Source organism: Lentzea terrae (assembly GCF_003265345.1).
In the GTDB taxonomy this organism is placed as follows: domain Bacteria; phylum Actinomycetota; class Actinomycetes; order Mycobacteriales; family Pseudonocardiaceae; genus Lentzea; species Lentzea terrae.
The window spans coordinates 93,934-118,192 of record NZ_QFWW01000008.1 but is presented as its reverse complement, the minus strand read 5'-3'; the positions used below and the strand labels follow the sequence as shown (position 1 = coordinate 118,192).

The 24,259-nt window shown below is 68.3% G+C and carries 22 protein-coding genes; 15 read left to right on the top strand and 7 right to left on the bottom strand.

Features of this window, described 5'->3' with window-relative positions; translation table 11 throughout:
* The first annotated feature begins 181 nt into the window (after positions 1–181).
* Positions 182–994 carry a DUF1353 domain-containing protein gene (locus DI276_RS14885; protein WP_112263936.1) on the top strand — a complete coding sequence of 271 codons (813 nt, stop codon included), beginning with the start codon at positions 182–184 and terminating at the stop codon, positions 992–994.
* Positions 995–1,045: 51 nt separating this feature from the next.
* Here DI276_RS14885 and DI276_RS14880 read toward each other — a convergent pair whose 3' ends face one another.
* The gene (locus DI276_RS14880; RefSeq protein ID WP_112263935.1) at positions 1,046–2,422 is read right to left on the bottom strand and encodes a S1 family peptidase; all 1,377 of its coding nucleotides are present in this window, start codon (positions 2,420–2,422) and stop codon (positions 1,046–1,048) included.
* A 226-nt stretch (positions 2,423–2,648) separates the two neighbouring features.
* On the opposite strand from DI276_RS14880, the gene DI276_RS14875 reads away from it, so the two are divergent.
* The 3 genes from DI276_RS14875 to DI276_RS14865 are packed head-to-tail and all read left to right on the top strand — an operon-like array spanning position 2,649 to position 4,338.
* Positions 2,649–3,014, top strand: coding sequence for a P-loop NTPase family protein (locus DI276_RS14875; protein ID WP_198680642.1), 366 nt, complete (start codon positions 2,649–2,651; stop codon positions 3,012–3,014).
* Positions 3,011–3,862, top strand: coding sequence for a WXG100 family type VII secretion target (locus DI276_RS14870; RefSeq protein ID WP_157984713.1), 852 nt, complete (start codon positions 3,011–3,013; stop codon positions 3,860–3,862). Before DI276_RS14875 ends, DI276_RS14870 begins: the two co-directional genes overlap by 4 nt.
* 32 nt (positions 3,863–3,894) lie before the next feature.
* Complete coding sequence (locus DI276_RS14865) at positions 3,895–4,338, top strand: hypothetical protein (protein ID WP_112263933.1); 444 nt, start codon at positions 3,895–3,897, stop codon at positions 4,336–4,338.
* A gap of 47 nt (positions 4,339–4,385) precedes the next feature.
* Here the strand turns inward: DI276_RS14865 and DI276_RS14860 are convergent, their stop codons facing one another.
* Together DI276_RS14860 and DI276_RS14855 are read right to left on the bottom strand one after the other, a co-directional pair.
* Positions 4,386–5,081: a glycoside hydrolase family 11 protein gene (locus DI276_RS14860; protein ID WP_112263932.1), complete on the bottom strand. Its 696-nt coding sequence runs from the start codon at positions 5,079–5,081 to the stop codon at positions 4,386–4,388.
* Between the two features lie 180 nt (positions 5,082–5,261).
* Entirely contained in the window at positions 5,262–5,522 is a 261-nt protein-coding gene (locus DI276_RS14855; protein ID WP_112263931.1) for a hypothetical protein, read from the bottom strand.
* Positions 5,523–5,641: 119 nt separating this feature from the next.
* On the opposite strand from DI276_RS14855, the gene DI276_RS14850 reads away from it, so the two are divergent.
* The 7 genes from DI276_RS14850 to DI276_RS14820 all read left to right on the top strand — a co-directional run bounded on the left by DI276_RS14850 (position 5,642) and on the right by DI276_RS14820 (position 15,688).
* Complete coding sequence (locus tag DI276_RS14850) at positions 5,642–8,875, top strand: S8 family serine peptidase (RefSeq protein WP_112263930.1); 3,234 nt, start codon at positions 5,642–5,644, stop codon at positions 8,873–8,875.
* A gap of 61 nt (positions 8,876–8,936) precedes the next feature.
* Positions 8,937–9,644, top strand: a complete 708-nt coding sequence (locus tag DI276_RS14845; RefSeq protein WP_112263929.1) for a FadR/GntR family transcriptional regulator — start codon at positions 8,937–8,939, stop codon at positions 9,642–9,644.
* A gap of 286 nt (positions 9,645–9,930) precedes the next feature.
* Positions 9,931–11,928: an alpha-L-fucosidase gene (locus tag DI276_RS14840; RefSeq protein WP_112263928.1), complete on the top strand. Its 1,998-nt coding sequence runs from the start codon at positions 9,931–9,933 to the stop codon at positions 11,926–11,928.
* Positions 11,929–11,958: 30 nt separating this feature from the next.
* A complete protein-coding gene (locus DI276_RS14835) occupies positions 11,959–13,431 on the top strand; it encodes a non-reducing end alpha-L-arabinofuranosidase family hydrolase (protein ID WP_112263927.1) in 1,473 nt (490 codons plus the stop codon).
* A 144-nt stretch (positions 13,432–13,575) separates the two neighbouring features.
* A complete protein-coding gene (locus tag DI276_RS14830; RefSeq protein ID WP_112263926.1) occupies positions 13,576–14,610 on the top strand; it encodes a Rieske 2Fe-2S domain-containing protein in 1,035 nt (344 codons plus the stop codon).
* On the top strand, positions 14,607–14,765 hold the full coding sequence (locus DI276_RS14825) for a hypothetical protein (RefSeq protein ID WP_112263925.1): 159 nt from the start codon (positions 14,607–14,609) through the stop codon (positions 14,763–14,765). The genes DI276_RS14830 and DI276_RS14825 overlap by 4 nt, the downstream gene beginning before the upstream one ends.
* The gene (locus tag DI276_RS14820) at positions 14,762–15,688 is read left to right on the top strand and encodes a PDR/VanB family oxidoreductase (RefSeq protein WP_112263924.1); all 927 of its coding nucleotides are present in this window, start codon (positions 14,762–14,764) and stop codon (positions 15,686–15,688) included. The genes DI276_RS14825 and DI276_RS14820 overlap by 4 nt, the downstream gene beginning before the upstream one ends.
* A gap of 111 nt (positions 15,689–15,799) precedes the next feature.
* Here the strand turns inward: DI276_RS14820 and DI276_RS14815 are convergent, their stop codons facing one another.
* Positions 15,800–16,237 carry a MarR family winged helix-turn-helix transcriptional regulator gene (locus DI276_RS14815; protein ID WP_112263923.1) on the bottom strand — a complete coding sequence of 146 codons (438 nt, stop codon included), beginning with the start codon at positions 16,235–16,237 and terminating at the stop codon, positions 15,800–15,802.
* 48 nt (positions 16,238–16,285) lie between these two features.
* On the opposite strand from DI276_RS14815, the gene DI276_RS14810 reads away from it, so the two are divergent.
* The 3 genes from DI276_RS14810 to DI276_RS14800 are packed head-to-tail and all read left to right on the top strand — an operon-like array spanning position 16,286 to position 20,392.
* A complete protein-coding gene (locus DI276_RS14810; protein ID WP_112263922.1) occupies positions 16,286–17,764 on the top strand; it encodes an aldehyde dehydrogenase family protein in 1,479 nt (492 codons plus the stop codon).
* Positions 17,765–17,775: 11 nt separating this feature from the next.
* The gene (locus tag DI276_RS14805) at positions 17,776–18,885 is read left to right on the top strand and encodes an NAD(P)-dependent alcohol dehydrogenase (RefSeq protein ID WP_112263921.1); all 1,110 of its coding nucleotides are present in this window, start codon (positions 17,776–17,778) and stop codon (positions 18,883–18,885) included.
* A gap of 7 nt (positions 18,886–18,892) precedes the next feature.
* The gene (locus DI276_RS14800) at positions 18,893–20,392 is read left to right on the top strand and encodes an acyl-CoA synthetase (protein WP_112264240.1); all 1,500 of its coding nucleotides are present in this window, start codon (positions 18,893–18,895) and stop codon (positions 20,390–20,392) included.
* Positions 20,393–20,408: 16 nt separating this feature from the next.
* Here DI276_RS14800 and DI276_RS14795 read toward each other — a convergent pair whose 3' ends face one another.
* Positions 20,409–21,245: a PaaX family transcriptional regulator gene (locus DI276_RS14795; RefSeq protein ID WP_112263920.1), complete on the bottom strand. Its 837-nt coding sequence runs from the start codon at positions 21,243–21,245 to the stop codon at positions 20,409–20,411.
* Positions 21,246–21,354: 109 nt separating this feature from the next.
* Here DI276_RS14795 and DI276_RS14790 point away from each other — a divergent pair, with 109 nt between their 5' ends.
* Positions 21,355–22,269, top strand: coding sequence for an extracellular catalytic domain type 1 short-chain-length polyhydroxyalkanoate depolymerase (locus tag DI276_RS14790; RefSeq protein ID WP_232836663.1), 915 nt, complete (start codon positions 21,355–21,357; stop codon positions 22,267–22,269).
* 48 nt (positions 22,270–22,317) lie between these two features.
* On the opposite strand, the gene DI276_RS14785 is transcribed toward DI276_RS14790, so the two are convergent.
* Complete coding sequence (locus tag DI276_RS14785) at positions 22,318–23,658, bottom strand: aspartate aminotransferase family protein (RefSeq protein WP_112263919.1); 1,341 nt, start codon at positions 23,656–23,658, stop codon at positions 22,318–22,320.
* A gap of 79 nt (positions 23,659–23,737) precedes the next feature.
* Positions 23,738–24,220 (bottom strand): Lrp/AsnC family transcriptional regulator, encoded by a 483-nt coding sequence (locus tag DI276_RS14780; protein ID WP_198680641.1) that lies wholly within the window; start codon positions 24,218–24,220, stop codon positions 23,738–23,740.
* Positions 24,221–24,259: the final 39 nt, after the last annotated feature.

The window sequence follows — 24,259 nt, the reverse complement described above, 5'->3', positions numbered from 1 at the left end:
AGGCGGTCCCAGTTCAGCCGAAGATGCGTTGGTCGCGCGAAATGGTCCGCCTGCCGGATCGACGGCTCGGCTGCAGGTTGGCAACGACCGCCTCCTGACGGCTAACGCCGGACGCGCGGATCGCGACTACGGGTTACCCGCGCCGCCACGCGGGCGATCGAACCCGGAAGGGGACTCCGCCATGCCCTTCTACAAGACCAATACGTGCGAGGAAACTGCTCAAGTCACCTTGGAGACCGCTGGTCCTAAGACGTTCCGGATCAAGGAGCCGTTCTGGTACCAGTATCCCGAGGGCTTCTCCAAGACCTACCGCAATGGTGACGTAGGCGTGGAGATCAGTGCTCACGAGGGAGAAACGACGACTGACCTTGCCTCGGTGCCCTCTTTCCTGCAGGGCGTGCTCGCGAGCTATGGACCGCATTTGCTTCCAGCTCTGCTGCACGACCAGCGGTGTGAGGAGATCCGAGCGAAGAAGAGGAAGGGAGAGAAGGGCCTCTTCCTGAAGCGCAGCACGGCCGACTACGAGTTCCGCAAGGCGCTGGCCGATGTCGGCGTCGGCCCGGTGCGGCGGCGCGTGTTCTGGGCGGGTGTGGCGCTGGGCAAGTACTTCAGTTACGGACCGCACCGGTGCCTTCTGCTCTTGTTGCACCTCAGCATCGGCATAGCTGCGCTGGCCGGGCTGGCGCTGACCGCGTTCGGAGTCCACTGGCTCGGCTTGGACACACTCTGGTTCGGCGTGCTGGGATTCGCACTCGTCGTATCGGCCTTTTGGGGGCGCGACTGGAGCTTGCCAATGATCGGTATTCTCGCCGGCCCGCTCCTGATCTCGGTGATTCTCTTCACCTACGCCGTGATGTTCGTCGTCTTCTTCTGGGACGGAGCCAGGCAGACCCCTGCGGCGATCAGAAAGGCTCGCGCGTGGATCAAGAAACTCTGGGAAGGGGCAGCCCGCAAGGTGAGAGGAACGTCAGGGCCAGCCACAGAAGCGGCCTAGTTGCCGGCGGGTGGCCGGGCACGCAGCCCGGCCACCCGAGAACAGGACTTGTCAGCCCTTCTTCACAATGCCGGGCATCGCCTTCTCAGCCAACCGGATGTCGGTGAACACGTCCGAGCAGTCACCGTCGTTGAAGTTGCCGCCACCGCTGATGATGCCCTTCGCGACGATCTTCCCGCCGCTGACCGTGTAGGTCGGGCCGCCGGAGTCGCCACGCCCGGTGCAGGTGCCGCCCTTCTTGCCCAGGGTCACGTTGCGCGCCATCTCGCCGTCGACGTACCGGATGTTGGTCTTGGCGTCCCAGACCTTCCAGCCGCACAGCTCGCCCTTGGTGGTGCCGCCCGTGCAGTACTTGTCGCCCTTCTTCGGCGCCCTGCTGGCGACTCCCTTGACCTTCCGATAGGTGCTCGAGTCCGGCCCGCCGACGTACATCTTGCCCGCGGTCTTCCAGCTGCCGTTCATCTTCACCAGCGCGAGGTCACCGCTGTAGTACGACACACCGCTCATCTTGGTCGAGCCGGTGGTGTTGTTCCAGTTGTCCTTGACGACCTTGCCGACCTTCTGGCTGCCGTAGCGCGGCATCCGCACGTCGCTGTTGGCACTCGTGCAGTGCCCGGCGGTGAGGAAGTAGCTCTCGCCCTCGTGCGTCCAGGAGAACCCGACCGTGCAGGTGCCCGCGTTGGTGTTGGTGGTGGAACCGCCGAAGAACGGGTTGGCGTCGTTGTCCCGGCTGACCTGCTTCTGCAAGAACGTGTTCGGAGCGAGGTGCACCGCGACCTTGTCGGCGCCGTACTTGCTCGCCAGCACCGTACGGGTCTCCTCGGTGAGCGCCGAGGCACGCACCACCACGCGGTTGCGCTCGGCGTCCACGGACGCGGCGTACAGGTTCTGCACACCGGGCACGTCGGACTCCAGCACCGCGTCCTTCACGGCGTCGAGGTCGGCCAGGCTGTACTTGGCCTTCGGCGTGCTCGGGTAGAAGAGCTTCGGGATGACGACCGCCTGCGCGGCTTCCGGCTCGGCCGCTGCGGTCTCGGACGCCGGTTCCTCGGTCTTGCCGGTCTCGAGGCCGTCCTGGTTCGCGTCGTCGTTCCCGTTGTCCACAGTGGACGGATCAACGCCGATGCTGCCTGCCGCGTAGGCGGTCTTCGTCGAGTCGGCGCCGGTGCGCACGCCCGCGACGATCCGGCCGGTGGCTCGGTCGACGTAAGGAGGCGCGAGGTCCGCCGGGTCCGCCTCGGCACGCGCCTCCGCCGCCTCCAGGGCCTGCGCCACGTCGTCGGCGAGCTGGTCCGGCAACTCGGGCGCCGCGGTGAACACCTCAACTGCCGTGGCGGTGGCCGGCCGGTCGCCGGTCACGTCGGTGCTCGCCACAACCGGCTGCCCGGCAGCGAGCACCGCCGCCGCCAAGCAACCGACGGCGATCACGCGGGTCAGGATTCGACGCTTGTGTCTGTTCAAAGAAAAACCCCCATGCAACGAACGACCACAGCGGAAAGCCGTGGCCTACAGGGGAGGAAACGCCGATCAGGCGAGGCCGGGTTGTCACGTCTGGCCGCCCAGACGGTGTGCTGATGATCACATCCGACCCGCCGGTGATTCGGTTTGCCTATTGGGCCGAATGCGATGGAACCGCACGTCGGGGTCAGGCGTCATGGCCGCCATGGGAGAGATGTTCCACGTCGTGCCAGATGAGCTGCGCGGCTACAGCGGGCTCCTCGAACGTCAGGCCGAGCACTTCCTGGCGATCCGGGAGCACGCGATCGTCAAGGGTGGGGACACGGCCGGGTTCACCGGGCTGCTGTCGCTGCTCGACCCCGTCGTGACCGGGGTCGCGCAGCTCTACGGCGAGACGCTCGACGCCGCCAACAAGAAGATGAGCCAGGACGCCGAGTCGTTGGTCAAGTCGGCCCGCGCCTACGAGAAGGCGGACGAGATCGGGGTCTGCCTGATCGACACCGCGGGCGGCAAGGCGGAGCCCCCGTCCTGGCTGGGGCGGTTCCTGGGGGTGGGTGAATGAGCGGCGGAGTGTGCAACGGCTACCAGGACATTGAAGATCCGAATGTCGCGCTGCGGGCCGCGCCCACCGACCGGCCCGGCCGGCAGACCGTCAAGGAGCTGATCGAGGCGGCCGGCTGGAAGATCCAGGGCGTCAACTGGATCTACCAGAAGGTCACCGGCGACGACCTGGTGCGCGATCTGGTCATGCCGCTGGCGGGCGACTTCGAGAAGATCGACGCGAACGCCGCGGCGTGGGACCGGGTCGCCAAGGCGCTCGACAACGTGCGGCACAACGTGCACAACGGCATCGAGGAACTCTCGCCGCACTGGAACGGCGGCGCCGCCCAGAGCTTCGAGAACCGCATGCGCCGCACGTGGACCACGGCGATCGAGTGGGACTCCCAGGTCGCGAAGTTCATCGGCGACCGCTTCAAGAACATGGCGAGCTCCTGCCGGTCGGCCGCGAAGCTCGCGCTGACGTTGCTCGACAAGATCTGCGACAAGCTGATGAAGGCCGCGATGACCTCGTGGATCCCGCTCGTCGGCTGGGGCCGCGCCGTGTGGATGGTCTACGACGTGGTCCAGATCGTCGACCAGGTGCGCAAGCTCATCCTGTCCATGCAGACGCTCATCGAGGGCGTCAAGAGCATGATCGACGGCCTCAAGCTGATGGGCACCGCACTGGCCAGGATCCCCGACGTGCGCGACGTCAACGACTTCTTCGACGTGGTCGACACGTGGCAGGACGGCACCGAGAAGCTGAGCGACGGCTCGTCCGCCGCGGTCAGCGGCGCGTGGGGCGCGGCCAAGGGCGCATACAAGGCGAACAGCGCGCATGACAAGGCGTTGAAGTTCGAGCGCGAGTAGGAACAGACCACTTCAGTTCAGGCGGTGAGAAAATGACGTTCCCGTACGACAGCGCTCGCCAGCAGTTGCAGGCGTGGCAACAAGATCTCGACGCCAGGGGCGCGCGGCTGGAACAGGTCGCCCAGCAGGCGGCCAGGGTGCAGACCCGCGGCGGCGACCTCTCCCCCGCGGACATCGCCGAGATCGAGAAGTTCGCCCGCTCCAAGGACGCGCCGAACGCGCTGAAGGACCTGCAGCGCAAGGTCGACTCGGGCCAGCTGTCCTGGCGGGACATCTCGTCCGGCCAGGCCGTCAACGATCCCGATGTGCAACGCGCGATGCAGACCAGCATGCCGTCGCTGAAGCGGGCGTACACGGCGATCAAGGAGGGCCAGAACCTCGACGAGATCATCGCCGCGGGTCAGCAGCGCACCAGAAAGTCGCGCGGCGACTTCGACGACGACATGCCGAGCGACTTCACCGAAGACGCCTTCTAGGGCTGCGTGGGGATCCGCCGCCTCGGATCCCCACGCAGGGCGGCCTCTCACCTCACCGTGATGTTGGAGTTGCCGCTGCTCCGGTATCCCTCGGTCGCGAGGACCATGTAGTAGCTGAAGTTGCCCAGCCGCATGCCGGCCCGGTTCCACGCGTCGAAGTGGTTGCCGGTGGTGATGGATCCGCCGGTCCGCTTCTGCTGCCGGACGCTCCAGAACTGCGGGAAGGTCTTGTTGCCTTCGACGGACGGCGCGTTGTACCGCATCGTCTGGTAGATGTCGTACGTGCCGCCGTCGCTGGTGACGGTGCCCTTGTAGGTGCCGGTGGGCCGATAAGTGCCCCAGTTGTCGACGATGTAGTACTCGACGAGCGGGTTCGACGTCCATCCGTACAGCGTCAGATACGCGTTGCCGGACGGGTTGAAGCTGCCGGAGTAGTTCACGGTCCGCCGGGAACCGTTGCTCCAGCCCTTGCCGCCGACGAAGTTGCCGACATTGCTCCACGAGGTGCTGTAGTTGCCGCCGGAGCCGAACTCCATGCAAACCCTGCCGCCACCATCAGTCCAGAACGAATAGTAGTAGCCACCGTGGTTGCCCGTCTGGCTGGAACACGTCGCCGCGATACCCACGTCAGCGCCGGCCACACCTGGCGTCAATGCGATGACCAGCGCCATGCAGGCGCTGCGGACGAGCAGGGCGGCACGGCCGCGTTTGCGGCTCGACGGTCGAGAACTGGTTTCGGACATGTGCGGGACTCCTCGTCATCGAGGTCGGCACGGCAGCAGATCAGGGCGATTCGAGCCCTGAGAGGCAATGGTCATCCGGTCGGCGACGCTAGCAGCGCCGTGGCGACGCAGTAATGCCGCCAACAATTTTCGACAAATTTTCGAAAATGGTCCGATCGACCTGGGGCCCCGCTAAAAGATTTAGCGGCTCATGTCCGTCAGCGCGGCACGTGCCGCGGAGATGTCGTCGAGCGCCACCACCTCGCGTCCGCCGGCCAGCACCAGGTCGTTGTCCGACGCGGCGGCGAGCATCGCGCGCTTCTCGGCCAGCGACTTCGCCTGCCGGACCACCCCTTTCGAGTCGACGCGGACGAGCGTGACCGAGGCGTCCGTCCAGTGGAACTGCCCGGCACTGCTCAACCTCTGGACACCGTCCAGGCTGAACCGGGTGAATCTCGGCATGTCCGTCACCCTCCAGGAGTGCTCACGGAATTGGTCTACACCAATGATACGCGCAGGGGTAAGGGGCCAGTTCGGGACTGGCCCCTCCGCGTTCACCTCCGTTGACGTAAACCGAACCCATGGAACACAAGAGAAGGCGACTGCGGTGGTTCGCGGCCTTGCTGCTCGTGGCACTCACCGCAGCACCCTCCTCCGCCGATCCACCGCGCCCAGCCACACCGTCCGAACAGGACAGAACTGTCACGCTGGTCACCGGTGACCAGGTGGTGGAGCGCAGAATCCCCGGTGGCCGCACCGTCTACCTGCCGCAGCCGGGACGCGGGCGCGACGGGATCCGGTTCCTGCAGCACGAGGTTCCCGGCCACCACTACGTCATTCCGGCCGACGCGGCAACGCTCGTGGCGGCAGGAAGACTCGACGAACAACTCTTCGACGTGCCGCAGCTCCTGGCCGAGGGCAACGACACCGAACTGCGGCTGGTGGTGCAGCACGACGAACGGGTCGCAGCGTTCGGGTCCGCGCGGAGGCTCGCGAGCCTGCCGGGTTCCGCGGTGCAGGTGCCCAAAACACAGGCGGCGTCCACCTGGTCGAAGCTGACCGCTCCGAGCGTCCGCAAGATCTGGCTCGACCGCAAGGTCCAGGTCTCGCTGCGCGACAGCATGCCGCAGATCGGCATGCCCGCGGCGTGGTCGGCCGGGTACAGCGGCAAGGGGATCAAGGTCGCGGTGCTGGACACCGGTGTCGACGCGGGACATCCCGACCTCGCGGGCGCGGTCGTGGCCGAGCGCGACTTCACCGGCAGCACCAGCGGCGCGTCCGACCGGTACGGCCACGGCACCCACGTGTCCTCGATCATCCGCGGCACCGGAACCGCGTCGGGCGACCACTTCCGCGGTGGTGCGCCCGCGACGTCGTTGCTGTCCGGCAAAGTGCTGGACGACTGGGGTTCCGGTTACCTGTCCTGGGTCGTCGCCGGCATGGAATGGGCGACCGAGAACGGCGCGCGGATCGTCAACCTCAGCCTCGGCACCGGTGCCCCCAGCGCGGGCGACGACGTCATGTCGGTCGCCGTCGACCGGCTCACGAAGCAGACGGGCGCGTTGTTCGTCGTGGCGGCGGGCAACAATCCCGCGGTGCTCGGCTCGCCTGCCGCCGCGCGGGAGGCGCTCACCGTCGGCGCGGTGACGAAGCAGGACGACGTCGCACGGTTCTCCGCTCGGGGTCCACGTGCGTTCGACAGCCTGCTCAAGCCCGAGATCACCGCACCCGGCGTCGACATCACCGCGGCGCGGGCGAAGGACACCGGGATGGGCACGCCCGTCGACGACCGCTACACCACGGCTTCCGGCACGTCGATGGCGGCACCGCACGTCGCCGCGGCCGCGGCGGTGCTCGCCGAGAGCCGCCCCGGCTGGCGGGCACCGGAGCTGAAGGCCGCGCTCATGAGCACCGCCAAGGTGTTGCCGGGAGAGACCGTGTACGCCCAGGGCGCCGGGCGGATCGACGTGGCGAGGCTCGTCCGGCAGCACCTCCACGCGAGCCCGGGCGGAGTGAGTTTCGGCCAGGTGTACGACCAGAACCTGAGCCAGGTCGTCACGATCCACAACACCGGTCAGGTACCGACGCCCCTCCGCCTCTCCACGGACGTGCGTGACAGCGCCGGGAATCCTGCGAGGGCTGGCATGTTCAGCACCGACGTCGACGAGGTGACCGTGCCGGCCGCGGGCACGGTCCAGGTCACCGTGCGGGCTGCCATCCACGTGTCCGCATCGTCCGGCAACTACAGCGGATGGCTGGTCGGGACGAACGGCCAGGACGTCGTGCGGGTACCGATCGCGCTGTCCAAGGACGCCGTGCCGCACCACGCCATCGATCTGGTGACGCTCGACAGCGCGGGAAAACCCTTCACCGGCTACCCCATCTGCGTCAGCCTCGAGACCGGCGAACGCTGCCGGTTCGTCCAGCGCGACGACGGCAGGCTCTCCGCACGGGTTCCGGCAGGCCGGCATCTGCTCGCCACCAACGTCTTCGAACCAGGAGCACGGCCCGACAGCTGGCAGGTCTCCGCGATCGTGCGGGTCGTCTCGATCGGCCAGGACGGCGCGTTCGTCCTCGACGCGCGGACCGCACGCCCGGCACAGGTCACCGTGGACCGCCCCGACAGCACCGATCTGGGCGGCACGCTCACCGTCGCGTGCGACACCCCTGCCGGCAAAGCGATGTTCAGCGCTTCGGCCGCGCGCCTGGCCGACCTCCGCATCGCACCGGCGAAGGACGACACCGGTTCGCAGTGCCGCAACACGGTCGGCACGGTCGTGGTGTCCGAAAAGGACTCCTCGTGGAGCTATCACCTGGTGTTCCCCTCCACCGGTCACATCCCCGAGCCGAGGTGGTCGGTGCACGACGACCAGCTCACCGCCGTCGAGACCAGGAACGCCTCCCAGGGCGAGGTGCCGCAGCACGTCGTCAAGACGGTCTCGGCCATCTCCGACGGGTGGTTCGTCGTCCCGTGGAACTCTCTCAGGACTCCATTGCCCAGCGTGCGCACCGAGTACCGCTCGCCCGGACCGTGGACCTGGCAGACCTACTTCAACGTCTACACCGACGACAGCGAAACCTTCGTGTCGCAGCAGATCGCCAGCAGCAGCTACCCGGCGGCCGGACGGGTCTCCGAACGCTGGAACGCCGCGGTGTTCGGCCCGAGCCTCGCGCCGGTGGACAGCGCGGCGTACCGCTTCGGCAACACCGTCCTCTTCCAGATCCCGTTGTACGGCGACCAGTCGCCCGGCCACTCGGGCTACCTGCCCGGCATGACCGGCACCGTGTCGTTGTTCCGCGACCACGACCTCATCGGACCGGGCTCCATCCCGTTCGGCAACGTCAGTGCCTGGGCTCAGTTGCCGGCCGAACCGGGCAGGTACCGGCTCGTCGCCGACGCCGAGCAGTCGGCCGCGGGCACGCCGTTGTCGCCGCGGATCCACGCCGAGTGGACGTTCCACTCAAGCCGGGTCGACGACACCACGTCGATCTCGCTGCCGCTGCAAGTGATCCGGTTCGCGCCACCGGTCGACGAGCGCAACGCCGCGCCGGCCGGGCAGGAGTTCCGCGTGCCGCTGACGGTGCAACGGATCACGGGTGCCCAACCGGCCGCGCTGATGGGGATCTCCGTCTTCGCCTCCTACGACGAAGGAACCACGTGGTTCCCCGTGCAGTTGCTGCCCACCGAGTCCGGGTGGGACGCGGTGCTGCACCACCCGCCGAACGCTCGCACGGTGTCGTTGCGCGCCACCGCCACCGACGCCGGCGACAACTCGGTGCAGCAGACGATCCTGCGCGCTTACGAGCTCAGGTGACCCGAAACCGATCAGCCGGAAAGATATGATCTCTGCTTCGCGCGGCGCATCGGGGGCTGGCATGGCACTGACCGACGAGGCCATCACGAAGATCCGGGCCATGATCCGGTCCGGTGAGCTGCCTCCCGGTGCGCGCCTGCCACCCGAACCCCAGCTGGCCGCCCAGATCGGGTTGTCCCGCAGCGGTGTGCGCGAAGCGGTCAAGGTCCTGGAGGCGGCGCGCGTGCTCGACGTGCGCCGCGGTGACGGCACGTACGTCACCAGCCTCGGGCCGCGGCTGCTGCTCGAAGGAGTCGGCCTCGCGGTGGAACTGCTGCGCGACGACACCATGCTGGAAGTCGTGGAGGTGCGGCGACTGCTGGAACCGATGGCCACCGGGCTGGCCGCGATCCGCATGTCGTCGGCGGACCTCGACGCCCTGGGCAAGATCCTCGAGGACATGCGGGCCGCTCAGGGTGACGCCGAACTGCTCATGCAGTACGACACCGCCTTCCACCGGACCGTGGTCGCCGCGACCGGCAACGAGACGCTGGCTTCCCTGCTGGAGGGGTTGTCCACCCGGACCGTCCGGGCACGGGTGTGGCGCGGCCTCATCGAGGGCAACGCCGCGCACATCACCCTCGCCGAGCACGAGGCGATCTACCGCGCACTGCTCTCGCGCGACCAGCTGCTCGCGCAGTCCACCGCCATGGTGCACGTCAACACCTCGGAAGCGTGGCTGCGCGCGATGCTGTCGAACGACAGCCGGAAGTCCGGAATGGACAGTTGAGCCCTCCTCGGTTTCGCGAGGAGACACAGTCCACTCGAACGGCCTATACATCGGATGAATCCCGTTCGCCGCAATTCGGCCACAAGGCAGAGCTGATCGTCGAACGACCGAGGTCAGCATGTCGATGCGACGCCGTCCAGCTACATAACCGCTGGTAACTAAGGGGATTCTCGGCTGGTTCACCTCCGACATCGACCCGCACGCGATTGTTGACGGTTCAGGTTTCCTGCCCTTAACGTCAGATGTCTCGGGTGTTGCGGCTGTCGCGCCGATCGGGAGGAACCTCATGCCACCAGTCCCCCGCAACCGTCGTTCGTTCCTCACCGCCTTGGGCGTGACCGGCGCGGCGACAGCGCTGTCCGGCACGTTCGACGTGGTGCGGCGCGTCCCCGCCGGTGCCACGATTCCCGGACCGGCCCACTACGACCCGACCTGGGCGTCGGTCGACCAGCACCCGCCGGCGCCGGAGTGGTTCCAGGACGCGAAGTTCGGGATCTACTTCCACTGGGGAGTGTTCAGCGTCCCGGCCTACGACAACGAGTGGTACCCGCGCAACATGTACCTCGCCGGTTCCAACGCGAACACTCACCACAAGAGCGTGTTCGGTGAACCGGCTGCCTGGCCGTACCACAACTTCATCGACGGGGCGCGGGACAAGAACGGCAACTTCCACCAGTTCGCCCCGAAGCTGCGGTCGGCGGGCGGCAACTTCGACCCCGTCGAGTGGGCGCAGCTGTTCGCCGACGCCGGCGCGAAGTTCGCGGGGCCGGTCGCCGAGCACCACGACGGCTACTCGATGTGGAACAGCGCCGTCAACGAGTGGAACTCCGTCGCGCGGGGACCTCGGCTGGACCTGGTGCGGCTGCACGCGGACGCGATCCGGGCCAAGGGCATGAAGCTCATGGTGGCGATGCACCACGCGTACAACTTCACCGGCTTCTACGAGCACGCGCCCATGCAGTCCAGCACCACCTTGCGGAAGCTCTACGGGCAGCTCGGCTCGGCCGCGGAGAACCAGCTCTGGTACGACAAGCTCAAGGAAGTCGTCGACGTCTTCCAGCCCGACATCCTGTGGCAGGACTTCAACCTGTCCGCTGTGGACGAAGGGCAACGGCTCAAGTTCCTGGCGTACTACTACAACAAAGCCGTGGCATGGGACAAGGAAGTCGTCGCCACCTACAAGGACGGCTTCAACAACAAGGGCCAGGTCTTCGACTTCGAGCGCGGCGGCCCAGCCGACATCCAGCACCCGTACTGGCTGACCGACGACAGCATCTCCAGCTCGAGCTGGTGCTACACCGTCGGAATCGGGTACTACTCGCTCAACGCCATGCTGCACTCGCTGATCGACCGGGTCAGCAAGAACGGCAACATGGTCCTCAACATCGCGCCGATGGCGGACGGCACCATCCCGGGTGAGCAGCGCTCGATCCTGCTGGGCATGGGCGACTACCTCAAGCGCTTCGGCGAGTCGATCTACGCCACCCGTGCCTGGACGGCGTACGGCGAAGGGCCGACCAAGATGGGCGGCGGTTCCTTCACCACGCCGCGGGCCGGGACCAACACGGACATCCGCTTCACCCGCAACAAGGCCGGCACGGTTCTCTACGCCACCGTGCTCGGCTGGCCGGGCAGCACCCTGAACATCACCACGCTGACCACGGCGCGGATCAACCTCGGCACGCTGGCCTCGGTGCAGCTGCTCGGCCCCACCGCGGGCACCTACACGAACCTGCCGAACCGCACGCAGGACAGCTCCGGCCTGCACATCTCCATGCCGTCCGCCGGCGCACCGTTCGCGGCGGCCGCGTACGTGGTGAAGCTGACCTTCTCCGGCCAAATTCCTGCGCTGGGCGCGGCACCGCTGCCGACCGGCTGGGCCCGGATCACCAACGCGACCAGCAACCTGGCCCTCGACGGCGGCGGCACCGTCGCGGCGGGGTCGATCGTGAAGCAGTGGACCTGGGACGGCAGCCCGAACCTCCAGTGGCAGCTGGTCGACGCAGGCGGCGGCTACTACCGGCTCGTCAACCGCACCAACGGCATGGTGGCCGACAGCGCGGGAGCCACGGCCAACGGTGCGAGCGCTGTGCAGAACACCTGGAACGGCAGCGTCAACCAGCAGTGGCGGCTCAACCACGTCGGCAACGGCCGCTACCAGATCATCAACCGGGGCACCGGAACCGCGCTGGACGGCGCCGGCAACACGACCTCGGGGTCCACGGTGGTCTTGTGGACTCCCAACGGCAGCACCAACAACCACTGGACGATCTCGGCCGTCTGACCGAGTTGAAGGAGAATCACCGTGGATTCGATGGGGCAGGTCACACCGAGAAAGCGGCGCAGCCGTTGGACGTCCGCGCTGAGCACCGCGCTCGCGACCGTCCTCGTGGGCGCCGCGGCAGTCGCGGTCAACACCAGCGCGGCGTCGGCGGCGACCGTCGACACCAACGCGTGGTACGTGTTGGTCAACCGCAACAGCGGCAAGGCGATGGACGTCGCCAGTTCTTCGTCCGCGGACGGTGCGGCGATCCACCAGTGGTCCCGGCACGACGGGGCCAACCAGCAGTGGCAGTTCGTGGACTCCGGCGGCGGCTACTACCGGTTGAAGTCGAAGAGCTCCGGCAAGGTCCTCGAGGTCGGCAGCTGGTCCACCGCGGACGGCGGGAAGGTCCAGCAGTGGACCGATCACAACGGCACCAACCAGCAGTTCCGGCTCGCGGACTCCGACGGCGGACACGTCAGGTTGCTCAACCGCAACAGCGGTAAGGCCGTCGAGGTGACCGGCCTGTCGACCGCGGACGGGGCGGCGGTCGTGCAGTACGGCGACTGGAACGGCGCCAACCAGCAGTGGCAGCTCGTCCGCGTGGGCGACAGCTCGTCGTGCTCGCTGCCGTCGACGTACCGCTGGTCGTCGACCGGCCCGCTGGCGAACCCGAAGTCGGACTGGATCTCGCTCAAGGACTTCACCACCGTTGTCCACAACGGCAAGCACCTGGTCTACGGATCTACGGTCGACAAGACCGGCCAGCACTACGGCTCGATGAACTTCGGGACGTTCACCAACTGGTCGGACATGGCCACGGCGCCGCAGAACACGATGAACATCGGCACCGTCGCGCCCACGCTGCTGTACTTCGCCCCGAAGAACATCTGGGTGCTCGCCTACCAGTGGGGTCCCACCACGTTCAGCTACCGGACCACCAGCGACCCCACCAACGCCAACGGGTGGTCCGCGCCGCAGGAGCTCTTCTCCGGCAACATCCCCGGCGGTGGCGCCCTCGACCAGACGCTGATCGCCGACGGCTCGAACATGTACATGTTCTTCGCCGGTGACAACGGAAACATCTACCGCGCCAGCATGCCGATCGGGAACTTCCCCGGCAGCTTCGGCACGTCCTACACCACGATCATGACCGACACGCGGGAGAAGCTCTTCGAAGCGGTCGAGGTCTACAAGGTCAAGGACCAGAACCAGTACCTCATGCTCGTCGAGGCGATGGGCACCAACGGGCGCTACTTCCGCTCGTTCACCGCCACCAGCCTGGGCGGCTCGTGGACCGAGCAGGCCGGCACCGAGAGCAACCCCTTCGCCGGCAAGGCCAACAGCGGCGCCACGTGGAGCAACGACATCAGCCACGGCGATCTCGTGCGCACCAACCCCGACCAGACCAAGACCATCGACCCCTGCAACCTGCAGCTGCTGTACCAGGGGCTGCCACCGGGCTCGGGCGGTCCGTACAACTCGCTGCCCTGGCGGCCGGCCGTGCTGACGCTCCAGCGCTGATCGTCTGACAGAGGACCCTCGCCGGCCGGGTGATCTTGTGCGCCCGGTCGGCGCAAGGGCTTCCATTTTCCGGAAACCACGCTACGAGGACGGCGGTGGTCTCGGTCACTCTGTGGCTTCCCCACCACGGAGAAGGAGTAGCCGATGACCGGCTTCCCGCGCGACCAGTGGTACGTCGCCGCGTACGGTTCGGAGATCGAGCACGAGCTGTTCACCCGGACCGTCTGCGGCGAGCCGATCCTGTTCTGGCGCACCCGCGACGGAGCCGTCACGGCCATGCCCGACCGTTGCGTGCACCGGAGGTTTCCGTTGTCGCAGCCGCCTTCGCGGCTCGTCGACGACCAGGTCGTGTGCGGTTACCACGGCTTCACCTACGACTCCGGCGGCAAGTGCGTCGCCGTGCCGGGACAGGCCCGGATCCCGCGCACCGCACGGCTTTTGCCGTATCCGGTGGTGGAACAGGACTCGTTCGTGTGGGTCTTCATCGGCGACCCGGCCAACGCGGACGCGACGCGGATCCCGCGGGCGCCGTGGCTCGTCGCACCGGACTACACGACGGTTTGCGGCATGGAACCGTTGAACGCCAGGTACGAGCTGCTCGTCGACAACCTGCTGGACCTCTCGCACGAGACGTACCTGCACGGCGGTTACATCGGCACGCCGGAGGTCGCCGCGACCCCGATCACGACCGAGGTCGACGAGGACGCCGGCATCGTCTACGTGTCACGACACATGGACGACGCGGAATGCCCGCCGTTCTACTCGAAGTCCACCGGTCTGCAGGGCAGGATCGCGCGCTGGCAGGACATCGAGTACACGCCGCCGTGTCTGTACAAACTGCACAGCCGCATCGCGCCGGTCGGGTCCGTGCCCAACCCCGACGGCTCCGACCCGGACGCGTTCCACGTCGAGGTCGTGTATGCGATCACGCCGGAGACCGAGAACACGACCCACGACTTCTGGGCCGTGGCGCGGGACTTCGCGCTCGGCGACGAGGAGGTCTCGGCGTTCCTCGCGGAGAACAACCGCACGGTCGTCATGCAGGACGTCGTGGCGCTGAACGTGCTGGAGCAGGTCATCGCGAACGAACCCGACGGCTACCAGGAACTGTCGGTCAACATCGACACCGGTGGACTCGCCGCGCGGCGGATGCTCAAGCGGCTGCGGGAGAAGGCATGAACGTGCTCACCGGCAACCGGGTGTTCCGCATCCACTGGGTGCTGGGCACCGACCGGCTCCGCGCGGTGTGCCACTGCGACGCCGAGCGCGAGTTCGAGGACCCGGTCGAGCTGTGGGAGTGGCTGCTCGACCACCCCGTGGGGCACACGCCATGAAACTCTTGCTGGAGAACAAGGAGACGGTCGCCGACGGCGTGGTGCTGCTGACGCTGCGGCATCCGGACGGCGACGCGCTGCCGGCCTGGACGCCGGGTGCCCACGTCGACCTGGTGCTCACCGACGGCCTGGTCCGCCAGTACTCGCTGTGCGGTGCACCGGACTCCACGACGTGGCAGGTCGCGGTCCTGCGCGAGCCCGACGGACGCGGTGGTTCGCAGCACGTCCACGACGTGCTCGCCGCGGGCGGGCTGATCGAGGTGACCGGGCCGCGCAACCACTTCGAACTCGTCGAGGCGAAGCGCTACCTGTTCATCGCGGGCGGCATCGGCATCACGCCGATCCTGCCGATGATCGCTCAAGCGGACCGGACCGGTCACGACTGGCGGCTGGTCTACGGCGGCAGGACGCGCTCGTCCATGGCGTTCCGCGACGAGCTGGAGCGCCTCGGCCACGTCGAGATCCGCCCGCAGGACGAGTACGGCCTGCTGGACCTGGAAACGCTGCTGGGCGAACCAGAAGAAGGCACCGCGGTGTACTGCTGCGGGCCGGAACCGCTGCTGGCCGCCGTCGAGCAGCAGTGCGCGGCGTGGCCGAAAGGCACCCTCCACGTGGAACGGTTCGCGCCGAAAGCCGATGCGGCGCGAGGACCCCGGCACGAGTTCGAGGTCGAGCTGGCGCAGTCGGGGACCGTGCTGCGGGTGCCGCCAGACCAGTCGGTGCTCGCGGTCGTCGAGCAGGCGGGCGTGGCCGTGCTCTCGTCGTGCCAGGAAGGCACCTGCGGCACCTGCGAGACGATCGTGCTCGACGGCGAGCCCGATCACCGCGACTCCGTGCTCACCGCGGAGGAACAGGAGTGCGGCGACGCGATGATGATCTGCGTGTCACGGTCGCGCTCACCCCGCCTGGTGCTCGACCTCTAAGAAACACTTGACAGTTCAACAACGCAGACCCATGCTTTCTATATCAGGATTCCTTATATTCGTGAACCTGATACCGACGCGCTCGACGAGGAGCTGAACCATGCGTGGTCACTAGGAGCCGGCGAGAGCGGCACGGCACCGGTTGAGCAGGTCGTGCAGCGCGGTTCGCTCGCCCTTGTCGAGCTTGCTCACCATCCGCTCCTCGATCGCCGCGATCTCGGCGGCGTGCTCGTCGAGGAACGTCCTGCCCTTGTCCGTGAGGCTGATCAGCAACCTCCTGCCGTGCGCGGGGTCCTGCTCGCGGACGATCAGCTCCCGCCGCTCCAGCGCGGCGACCATGTCGGTCATCGTCTGCGCCGTCACGAACGAGTTCCGCGCCAGCTCCGCTGACGTGAGGCCGTCGCGACCGGCCAGCACCGTCAGCGCGGTGTACTGCAGGGTCGTCACGCCGGCGGGGCGCAGCACCTCGTCCATCAGCGCGCGCACCGCGAGCTCCACCTGCTTGACCTCGTACATCAGCGACGGACGCAAGCGCCTCACCTTCCCCATCTTCGCTCCCCTCTTCCCCCGAAGCCTGTCACAGGAAGGCAAATTCCAATGACCACAGTCGACGAACGGCCGACCGCAACGCTGCGCCGCCCCGACGTCAAGCCTGGCAGGTTGTTCATCGGGGGCGAGTGGCGGGAGTCGGAGGAAGGCGGCCGGTTCAACGTCGTCGACCCGTCCACGGGAGCCGTGGTGACGTCCGTCGCCAGGGCCGGGACGGCGGACGTGAACGACGCGGTGGACGCGGCTCGTGCCGCGTTGGAGGGGTGGGCGGCGACACCGGGCAGGCACCGCGCCCGCATCCTGAACCGCGTTGCCGACATCGTGCGGACCAGGGCGGACGAACTCGTTGCGGTGGAGAGCCTCGACGTCGGCAAGCCGGTCTCGTTGTGCCGCCCGGTCGACGTGGAGACGACCGCGGAGCAGTACGAGTACTACGCGGCCCTGGCGCAGAGCATCGACGGGGCCACGCGGCAGATCCCCATTCCCGCGCACGCCTACACCCGCCGCGAGCCGGTCGGGGTGGTCGCCGCGATCACGCCGTTCAACTTCCCGCTGATCCTGTCGAGCTCGAAGATCGCCCCGGCACTGGCTGCCGGCTGCACGGTCGTGCACAAGCCGGCCGAGGACACGCCGCTCAGCGCGTTGCTGATGGCCGAGATCCTCGCCGAGGCCGGTGTGCCCGCGGGCGTGGTCAACGTGGTGACCGGGTACGGCAGCGAGATCGGCGAGCACCTGCTCCGCCACCCCGGCGTCGACAAGGTGGCCTTCACCGGGTCGACGGCCGTCGGCAGGCACGCGGCGAGCGTGGCGGGCGCCCAGCTCAAGCCGGTGACGATGGAGCTCGGCGGCAACGCGGCGCACATCATCTTCGAGGACGCCGACCTGGAGAAGGCGATCGGCGCCGCCATCAAGGGATTCGTGTTCAACACCGGCCAGTTCTGCATGGGCGGCCCCCGGCTGCTCGTCGCGGCGCCGTTGTACGACGCCGTCGTCGAGGCGCTCGCCGACGCCGTGCCGCACGTGCCGCTCGGCGACCCGTTCGACCCGGTGACCGTGATCGGCCCGATGGCCGGCGAACGTCATCTGTCCAAAGTGGAAGGGTATGTCGCGCAGGCGAAGGCGGCCGGTGCTCGGATCGTCGCGGGCGGGCAGCGTGCCGACCGCGACGGGTTCTTCTTCAACCCCACGGTGATCGCGGACCTGCCGGACAACTCCCCCGTCGTGCAGGAGGAGATCTTCGGGCCGGTGCTGACCGTGCAGCGGTTCGACACGGAGGACGAGGCGGTCGCCATGGCCAACGGCACCCCCTACGGCCTCGCCGCCGGCCTGCAGACCGAGAACCTCGCCCGCGCGCACCGGGTGGCCGCCCGGCTGCAGGCGGGCATCGTCTGGGTCAACGACTGGGCGATGCTCGACCCGGCGATCCCGTTCGGCGGAGTCAAGGACTCCGGTTACGGCCGCGAGTACGGCCCGGAGGCGCTCGCCGCCTACACCCGCACCAAGTCCGTCGTCATCTCCCTGGCCTGAGGGGAAAAACCATGTCCATCACAACGACGGCCGCCGTGGTCGAGTCCGCCGGCTCCGGGTTCACCCTCTCCGAGGTGACGCTGGACGACCTGCGCCCGGAGGAGATCCGCGTCCGCGTCACCGCCGCCGGCATCTGCCACACCGACCTCGGCGTCGCGGGCGGGCACCTGCCGTTCCCGCTGCCCGGCGTGCTCGGCCACGAGGGTGCCGGGATCGTCGAGGAGGTCGGTGCCGCGGTCACCAAGGTCGCGGCTGGCGACCGGGTGCTGCTGAGCTACACCTCCTGCGGCCGCTGCCCGAACTGCCGCGAAGGCCACCCGGCCTACTGCGACACCTGGCTGCCGTCGAACCTCATCGGCGGCGAACGAGCCGACGGGACGTCGCCGATCTCTCGCGACGGCGTCCCGCTCGGCGGTCACTTCTTCGGGCAGTCGAGCTTCGCCCACCACGCCGTCGTGGACGAACGCAGCGTCGTGAAGGCCCCCGCCGACGCACCGCTCGACCTGCTCGCCCCGCTCGGCTGCGGGGTCATGACCGGCGCCGGCGCGGTCTGGCACGCACTCGCCCCGCGACCCGGCGCCACCCTCCTCGTCACGGGGGCCGGCGCGGTCGGCCTCTCCGCGGTCATGGCGGCCCGGCTCACCCCGGCCACCCGGATCATCGCCGTCGACCGCGTGGCGAAGCGCCTGGAGCTGGCCACCGAGCTGGGCGCCACCGACACGATCGACACCACCGTGAGCGATCTCGGCGAGGCCGTCGCGAAGCTGACATCGGGTCGCGGCGTCGACGGCGTCGTGGAGACCACCGGCAACGCCGACGTGCTCGGCGTGGCGATCTCCTCGCTCGCGACCCGCGGCACGGCGGTGATCGTCGGCGCGCCCGCGTTCGGCACCCAGGTGCCGGTCAACGTGAACTTCATGCTGCCCGGCCGCCGGATCGTCGGACTCACCATGGGCGACGCCGAAACCCAGTCGCTGATCCCGGTGCTCGTCGACCTCGTCGCGGCGGGCAGACTGCCGATCGACCGGCTGATCACCCACTACGAGTTCGGGGAGATCCAGCAGGCGGTCGACGACGCGGTGGCCGGCGTGACGATCAAGCCAGTGCTGCGGCTCGGGTGAGGTGACGATGACCGGACCGGCCAACCCCGGCGTCGGCAGCTGGCCGGCCCGCAGAGCGCGCATCTCCCCGCACCGCACCGCTTTGGTGCAGGCGGACCGCACGCTGACCTACGCGTCGCTCGCACACCGGGTCGACCGGCTGGCAGCCGTGCTGGCCGGGCTCGGTGTGCGGCGCGGCGACCGGGTCGCCTACCTCGGCGTCAACGACATCAGCGTGTTCGAGACGTTGTTCGCGACCGCGCTGTGCGGGGCGATCTTCGTGCCGCTGAACTACCGGCTGTCCGGCGCCGAGATCGGCTACATGCTCGCCGACAGCGGCGCATCCCTGCTCGTGCACAGCGCCGACGCCGACGAGCTGGTCGCGTCAGCCGGCCCGTTGCCGCCCGTGCTGCGGACCGCGGACTTCGACCTGCCGAGCGTTCTTGAGCCGTTTGCCACCGAGGTGTCGCTCGACGACCCGTGCGTGCTGCTCTACACCTCGGGCACGACGGGCAAGCCGAAGGCCGCGGTGCTGACGCACGGCAACCTGACCTGGAACACGGTCAACCAGCTCGCCCACTTCGACGTCCTGAGCACCGACCGGGCGTTGTGCATCGCGCCGTTGTTCCACTGCGTCGGCCTGGGCCAGATCACGCTGCCGACGTTGTTCAAGGGCGGCAGCGTCGAACCGGTCGCGCGGTTCGATCCAGGGGCGATCCTCGCGCGCATCGCATCGGCGCAGATCACCAGTTTCTCCGCTGTGCCAACGATGTTGCAGATGATGTGCCAGGACCCGGCCTGGGACACCACCGATCTCAGCTCGTTGACGTGCGTGCTCTACGGCGGTTCACCGGTGCAGGAACGCGTCGCGCGGGCGTGGCTCGACCGCGGCGTCCGGCTGCTGCAGGGCTACGGCATGACCGAGGCCTCCCCCGGCGTGTCGATGGGCACCCACGACGGCACGCCGGACCACCCGGTGTCGGCCGGTGTCCCGCACTTCTTCACGGATGTCGCGGCACTCGGCTTGGACGACCGCGTCACGCCCCTCGGCGCGGAACCGGCCGAGCTGCTCGTCCGCGGCCCGAACGTGTTCGCCGGCTACTGGAACCGTCCACAGGAGACGCGCGCCGGCTTCGTCGGCTCGGAGTGGTTCCGCACCGGCGACGTCGTGCGGGCCGACGACGGCTGGCTGCACGTGGTGGATCGGGTGAAGGACCTGTTCATCTCCGGCGGCGAGAACGTCTACCCCGCCGAGGTCGAGGCCGTCGTGGTGCAGCTCGACGAGGTCGAGTCGTGCGCGGTGGTCGGTGTGGCCGACGAGCGGTGGGGCGAGGTCGGGGTCGGCTACGTCGTGGTTCGCGGTGAGCTCGACGAGAGTGCGTTGCGGGCGCACCTGGAGGCGAACCTGGCCCGCTACAAGGTGCCGAAGCACCTGGTGTTCGTGGATGCCTTGCCGCGCAACGCCACCGGCAAGGTCCGGCGGGTGGAGCTGCGTGCCCGAGCCGCCGAAACCTTCGCACCGAGCTGACGTCTCAACCGAAGCCTCAGTCGTCCACAATGGATTCGAGCACGTCCGTGGCCAGCTCCCCTGCCTGCCGCGCCCATCCGCCCCGCAACGCGCGGAACCGTTCCATCGCGCGGGTCCCCGGCCACCCCTCCGGCAGCAACACAGCCGGCAACACCGGATCCCGCCGAATCAGCTGCAACCACTCCGCACCCAGCAGCACCCGCCGGGACAACTCGTCGAGCTGCTCGAACGCGCCGTCCGCCCAGCGCACCAGGAAGTCCGAATAGCCCGCGGCGATCGCCGGCAGGTCCCAGGCCTCGGCGGCGATCCGCGCTGGGTCGGTCCACCGGAACGCCTCCGCCCGGAACACCTCGGCGCGGTCGAGCAGGTCGAGCTCCGCCAGCGTCGCCGAGACGTCCGCCGCCGACGTCGACACCCACAGCCCGCTGCGCAGCGGGCCGAACCCGAACCAGCCGAGGCGGGTGCGCAGGGCGTGCCGGTCCGCGCGCCTGCTCTCCGGCACCGAGAACGACAGCAGCGTCCACCGGCCGTCCCAGTGCTGGTCGACGATGTCGCCGTCGAGCTTGCGCTGGCCGTCGCGGAGCACCTCGGTGCCGTGCTCGGTCAGCGCGAGGAACGCCTGGCGGCCGCGGCGCACCGTGCGCAGCAGGCCGCGGCGGCCCATCCGGCTCAGGGCCGTCCTGGTGGCGTGTTCGCCGATGCAGAGCCGGCCCAGCGCGGTGACGACACCACCCGTCGACACGGCCACGCCCCGATCGAGCACGTGGTCGCCGAACAGGGCGAGCGCGGCGGTTTCCGGGCGCACCGCGGATGCGGCCGCGCCACCGTCCGGCGGAGTCGGAACTGCTGACATCAGCCCATTATTCGTCGAATGACTCGCCACGTCATTCGTCAAAAGATTGACGGCCGTCAGAGATCTGAATACCTTCGGGGGCCCGGAATCCCTGAACCGGAGGTCGATGATGACCGCGCGCAAAACCTTCCTGACACTCGTCAGCGCATTGATCACCCTGGTCGGCGTCGTGCTCGCGCCGCAGGCTTCCGCCGCGTCACTGGTGGAGGTGACCAGCTTCGGCAACAACCCCGGCCGGATGCGGATGCACGTCTACGTCCCGGACGCTCGCCCTGCCCAGCCCGCGATCGTGGTCGCGATGCACGGCTGCGGCGGCTCCGGTCCCGGCTTCTACTCCGGCAGCGAGTTCGCCTCGCTCGCCAACCGCCACGGGTTCATCGTCATCTACCCGAGCGCGCAACAGCAGGCCGGGTTCGGCAAGTGCTTCGACACCTGGTCCGCCGAGGCGAAACGGCGGGGCGGCGGCAGTGATCCCGTTTCGATCGTCTCGATGGTGACCTACGTCCAGCAGCGCTACAGCGGTGACCCGAACCGCGTCTACGCCACCGGATCGTCGTCCGGCGGCATGATGACCCAGCACATGCTCGCCCTCTACCCCGACGTGTTCAAAGCGGGTGCGGCGTTCATGGGCGTGCCCTTCAACTGCTTCGCCAACGCGGCCGACTTCCCGCCGCCCGGCAGCAAGTGCACCAACGGAAGCATGAACCGCACCCCGCAGCAGTGGGGTGACGCCGTCCGGCAGGCCTACCCCGGCTACACCGGCCAGCGCCCGCGCATGCAGTTGTGGCACGGCACCAACGACACGCTCGTGCCCTACTCCCTGCTGCAGGAGTCGATCGAGCAGTGGACCAACGTGTTCGGGCTGAGCCAGACGCCGACGTCCACCGACACCCCGCGCCCCAACTGGAACCGGCGCCGCTACGCCGACAAGGTCGAGGCGTACAGCATCCAGGGCGCCGGTCACAGCCTGCCGTCGGCCGGGATGGCGGCGGTCGCACTGCAGTTCTTCGGCATCTCCAGCTGATCAGTCGTGAGTGGTTTCCGTTGCGGCGGCGGCGGAAACCACTCGCCCCTAGATCAGCTTCCAGGCACCTTCCAGCGCGAGCCGGATGATCTGCTCCATCTCGTCGAAGTGGGACTGGTCGCAGATCAACGGCGGTGAGAGCTGGACGACCGGTTCCGCGCGGTCGTCGGCACGGCAGTACAGACCGTTGTCGAACAAGGTGCTGGACACGTACCCCTTGAGGATCCGCTCGGACTCCTCCGCGGTGAAGCTCGTCTTGGCGTCCTTGTCCTTGACCAGTTCGATGCCGTAGAAGAAGCCCGTGCCGCGGACGTCGCCGACGATCGGCAGGTCTCGCAGCTTGTCCAAGGTGGACTTGAAAGCGTCCTGTTCGGACAGCACGTGCTGGTAGATGCCATCGCGCTCGATCAGGTCGAGGTTCGCGAGCGCCACCGCGCACGACACGGGGTGCCCGCCGTAGGTCGAGCCGTGCATGAAGATCGTGCCGTCCTGGCGGAACGGTTCCATCAGCCTCTCGTCCAGGATCACGGCACCGAGCGGGGCGTAGCCGGACGTGAGCCCCTTGGCGGTGGTGATCATGTCGGGCTGGTAGCCGAACCGCTGGGCGCCGAACGTGTGGCCGAGCCGGCCGATGGCGCACACCACCTCGTCCGAAACCAGCAGCACGTCGTGGCGGTCGCAGATCTCGCGGACGCGCTGGAAGTAGCCGGGCGGCGGCGGGAAGCAGCCGCCGGTGTTCTGCACCGGTTCGAGGAACACGGCCGCCACGGTGTCCGCGCCCTCGAACAGGATGGCCTGCTCGATCTGGTCCGCGGCCCACCGGCCGAACGCCTCGTAGTCGTCGGCGTGCTCCGGCGCGCGGTAGAAGTTGGTGTTGGGCACCCGGATCGTGCTGGGCACCAGCGGTTCGAAGTCCTTCTTCAGCGCGGGCAGCCCGGTGATCGACAGGGCGCCCTGCGAGGTGCCGTGGTAGGCGAGCGACCGGCTGATGACCTTGTGCTTGGTCGGCTTGCCGGTGAGCTTGAAGTAGTTCTTGGCGAGCTTCCACGCCGTTTCGACGGACTCGCCGCCGCTGACGGTGAAGAAGACCCGGTTGAGATCGCCCGGCGCGTCGGCGACCAGGCGCTCGGCCAGCTCGATCGCCCGCGGGTGGGCGGCCGACCACAGCGGGAAGTAGGCGAGCTCCCGCGTCTGCCTGGCCGCGGCCTCGGCGAGTTCCTCGCGGCCGTGGCCGACCTGCACGGCGAACAGGCCGGCGAGCCCGTCGAGGTACCGCCTGCCCTCGGTGTCCCAGACGTACGCGCCTTCTCCGCGCGCGATGACGGGCAGACCGTGGTCGTCGGCAGCGGAGTGGCGCGTGAAGTGCAACCAGAGATTGTCAAGCGGCATGCCTACGTTTATCGCACACGGAACGCGCGATAGCAAGCGAATCAGTAGCTGATGGCCGAACAGGCGACGAAATCCGCAGTCAGCGAGTGCCCCACTGGTACGACTGCTTGCGCAGCGACAGGTAGACGAGGACCTCGGTGTCGGCCACGCCCGGCAACGTGCGCACGCGACGAGAGATCAGGTCGAGCAGAGCGGCGTCGTCTTCACACACGACCTCGCACAGCACGTCGAAGCGACCAGCACAGATCACGACATACGCGACCTCGTCGATCTCGGCGAGCGCGTCGGCCACCGGCTCGATCGGCCCCTGCACGTTGACCGCCACGAGCGCCTGGCGGAACAGCCCGACCTGGAGCGGATCGGTGACCGCGACGATCTGGATGACACCGGCGTCCGACAGGCGCTGCACCCGCTGGCGCACCGCCGCCTCGGACAGCCCCACCGCCTTGCCGATCGTCGCGTACGCCCGCCGGCCGTCCTGCTGGAGCTGCTCGATGATCGCCTTGGAGACGTCGTCGATGATCAGCTGGTTGCGGTCGTCCGCGGGGCTCGTCCTCTTCACGCGCACAGTTTTACATCGCGAGATCACCAGCACGCTCCA